3 protein-coding genes and 1 tRNA gene are annotated in these 3,087 nt (G+C 67.2%); all 4 read left to right on the top strand.

Annotation, left to right across the window (positions count from 1 at the left end; translation table 11 throughout):
• The coding region (locus BN4332_RS29475; RefSeq protein ID WP_160110953.1) for a hypothetical protein at positions 1-205 on the top strand (205 nt) is incomplete at its 5' end.
• A gap of 158 nt (positions 206-363) precedes the next feature.
• Positions 364-1,758 (top strand): FAD-binding oxidoreductase, encoded by a 1,395-nt coding sequence (locus BN4332_RS29470; protein WP_066903365.1) that lies wholly within the window; start codon positions 364-366, stop codon positions 1,756-1,758.
• An 85-nt stretch (positions 1,759-1,843) separates the two neighbouring features.
• Positions 1,844-1,917: transfer RNA gene (locus BN4332_RS29465), tRNA-Met, on the top strand.
• A 170-nt stretch (positions 1,918-2,087) separates the two neighbouring features.
• Positions 2,088-3,087 (top strand): MFS transporter (locus BN4332_RS29460; RefSeq protein ID WP_235654329.1); only part of this gene is annotated, 1,000 nt, incomplete at its 3' end.

The following is a 3,087-nucleotide window of genomic DNA, read 5'->3' as shown; positions in this document are numbered from 1 at the left end:
GCAGGCGGTTCCGCCGCCACCGGCCGCGGCGATCCCGCCGGGTGAGCCCGTCCAGCTGTCGCCGGCCAAGTCGGCTGCGCTCAAGGAGGTCGAGTCGGCACTGTCGGAGGCGCAGGAAGCTCAGCGCAGTGGTGACTTCGGCAAGTACGGCCAGGCGTTGCAGCGCCTGGACGACGCGATGAAGAAGTTCGGGTCCGCGAAGTAGCGGAGCGAGTTCTGTCCAGAAGTGCCCATTTCATTCACCAGAATGAAGTGGGCACTTCTGCGTTTCCACGGTTCTGACTCGGACACCAAGTGAATACCAAGAGGTCCCGGTGATGCTGTGCGCCGAGAAACGTGCACAGCTATGCCGAGAGGACCCCGATGACCCTGACCGATCTGTCCCACGACGGCCTGGACGACGCGTTGGACGGGCTGCGCGCCCACGTCGTCGCGCCCGTCGCGTTGCCGGGGGAGGCGGGCTACGAGCGCGCCACCCCCTGGAACGTGGCGGCCACCGTCGAGCCGGCTGCGGTGGTGTTGGCGAACTCGGCATATGACATCTCGAACACAGTGCGGTTCGCCTCGACCCGGGGATTCCGGGTCAGCGTCCAGGCCACCGGGCACGGTGCCCTGGTGGTCGCGTCCGACACGATCCTGGTGGTGACCGCCGAGATGACCGGTGTCACCGTAGATCCGGTGACGCGCACGGCCCGGGTGGCCGCGGGAGCAACGTGGCAGCACGTGCTCGACGCCGCCGCCCCGCACGGACTGGCCGGGTTGTGCGGATCCTCTCCCGGGGTTGGTGTGGTGGGTTTCCTCACCGGAGGCGGGATCGGGCCGCTGGTGCGGACCGTCGGACTCTCGGCGGACTACGTGCGGTCCTTCGAGTTGGTCACCGGGACAGGGGAGTTGCTACGGGCCTCACCTGACGAGAACCCCGAGCTGTTCTGGGGGCTTCGCGGTGGCAAGTCCACACTGGGCATCGTCACCTCGGTCGAGATCGAGCTGCTGCCGATGCCCGAGTTCTATGGTGGTGCACTCTATTTCGATGGCGCCGTCGCCGGCGTCGTGCTGCGGGAGTGGGCCCGCTGGTGCGCGGATCTACCCGAGTCCGTCTCGACTTCCGTCGCACTGCAACAGCTTCCGCCGTTGCCCGGCGTTCCCGAGCCGCTCGCCGGCCGGTTCACGATCGCGGTGCGCTATGTCGCCACAGGCGATTTCGCGGAGGGCGAACGGCTGTTGGCCCCGATGCGGGCGGTTGCCACGCCGGTGCTCGACACGGTCGCGGTGCGGCCGTACGCCGAAATCGGTGCGGTGCATGCCGATCCGGTCGATCCGATGCCCTGCTACGAACATCACACACTGCTGCGGGAGTTGTCCGCGGACACGGTGGAGGTGCTGCTCGATGCGGCCGGTCCGGAGTCCGGGTCGGTGCAGACCATCGTCGAAATCCGGATGCTGGGTGGGGCGTTGGCGCGTGAGGGACGTCACCGCAGTGCGTTCTGTCACCGCGATGCGGCGTTCGCGGTAGCTGTGATCGGTGTCATGTCGCCCCCGGTGGCCGACACTGTGGTGCGGCAGGCCGGCGCGCTCATCGTGGCGCTGTCGCAATGGTCCAGCGGGGGCCAGATCGCCAATTTCGCGCCGTCTGAGGATGCAGGGCGGGCCGTTCGGGTCTACGACGAGGAGACGCGGCACTGGCTGGCCGCGCTTGCCGAACGCCACGACCCGGCGGGCGTGTTCCGGTGCGGCCAGGTGGTGCGTTTCGTGCCCTGATTTCTCCCGGATCTGTTCCAGAAACCGGCTCTGAGCAGACGATTTGGAACTGTGCCGACCGCCCCGGTAACCTTCTATTCACCAACGCGGGGTGGAGCAGCTCGGTAGCTCGCTGGGCTCATAACCCAGAGGTCGCAGGTTCGAATCCTGTCCCCGCTACTAGCGAGAATGGCCCTCGGAGAGGTTTCTCCGGGGGCCATTCTCTATTGCGGTCGTGACGATCGGCAGGCCTTCGGCGCCGACGAAAACTGATTTCCTCACCCGGGGTGCCGCACCTACCCTGGGTGGCTGCGCGGACGACGGTCGGGGAGAACAGGAGTGTGGAAATGATGGCGGGCCCGAGCACGGGGGAGATCGCGGCACAGCCGCGTGCCCAGTCGAGCGCCAACGTCATCATCGGGTTGTTGGTCGGCTCGGCGTTCGTGATGATCCTCAACGAGACGATCATGAGCGTGGCCTTGCCGGCCCTAATCGTCGACTTGGAGATATCTGCGAGTACGGCGCAGTGGCTGACCAGTGGCTTCCTGCTGACCATGGCCGTGGTGATCCCGATGTCCGGTTCCCTGTTGCAGCGTTACCCGGTCCGTGGCATCTATCTGGCATCGATGGCGTTGTTCTGCACCGGCACGTTGGTGGCCGCGCTGGCGCCGGGTTTCGCGGTCCTGCTGGTCGGCCGGATCGTGCAGGCGTGCGGTACCGCGGTGATGATGCCGCTGTTGATGACGACGGTGATGACGCTGATTCCCGCGGAGCGGCGCGGTCAGATGATGGGCACCATCTCCATCGTGATCGCGGTCGCGCCGGCGATCGGGCCCACCCTGTCGGGATTCATCCTGGGCTCGCTCGACTGGCGGTGGATGTTCTGGATCGTCCTACCGATCGCCCTGGCGGCGCTGAGCGCCGGCCTGGTGTGGTTGCGGGTCGACGACGAGCGGGAGGAGCCGACGCCCATCGATGCGATCTCGGTACCGCTGTCGGCGATCGCGTTCGCGGGCTTGGTGTTCGGGCTCTCCCTGATGGGCGAGTCGGCTCACGGCCGGCAGAGCGTCCCGGCCTGGCTGCCGATGTCGGTCGGTGCGGTGGCGATGGTGGCGTTCGGTGCGCGGCAGGTGCAGTTGCAGCGACGCGACCGCGCCTTCCTCGATCTGCGGCCGTTCACCTACCGGCGGTTCTCGGTGTCGCTGGGTCTGGTGGTCCTCGGCTTCATGGGCCTGTTCGGCGCCATCATCATGGTGCCGCTGTATGTCCAGGACGTGCTGAAGCAGAGCGCATTGGTCGCCGGTCTGGCGACTCTTCCCGGCGGCCTCCTGATGGGTGTGGCGGGCCCCC

Source organism: Mycolicibacterium houstonense, from assembly GCF_900078665.2.
Taxonomy (GTDB): Bacteria; Actinomycetota; Actinomycetes; order Mycobacteriales; family Mycobacteriaceae; genus Mycobacterium; species Mycobacterium houstonense.
This window is presented reverse-complemented; position numbering and strand designations above follow the sequence as displayed.

Excerpts from the sequence above, each read along its gene's own strand:
- BN4332_RS29470 (WP_066903365.1), top strand. The coding sequence starts at position 364 with ATGACCCTGACCGATCTGTCCCACGACGGCCTGGACGACGCGTTGGAC.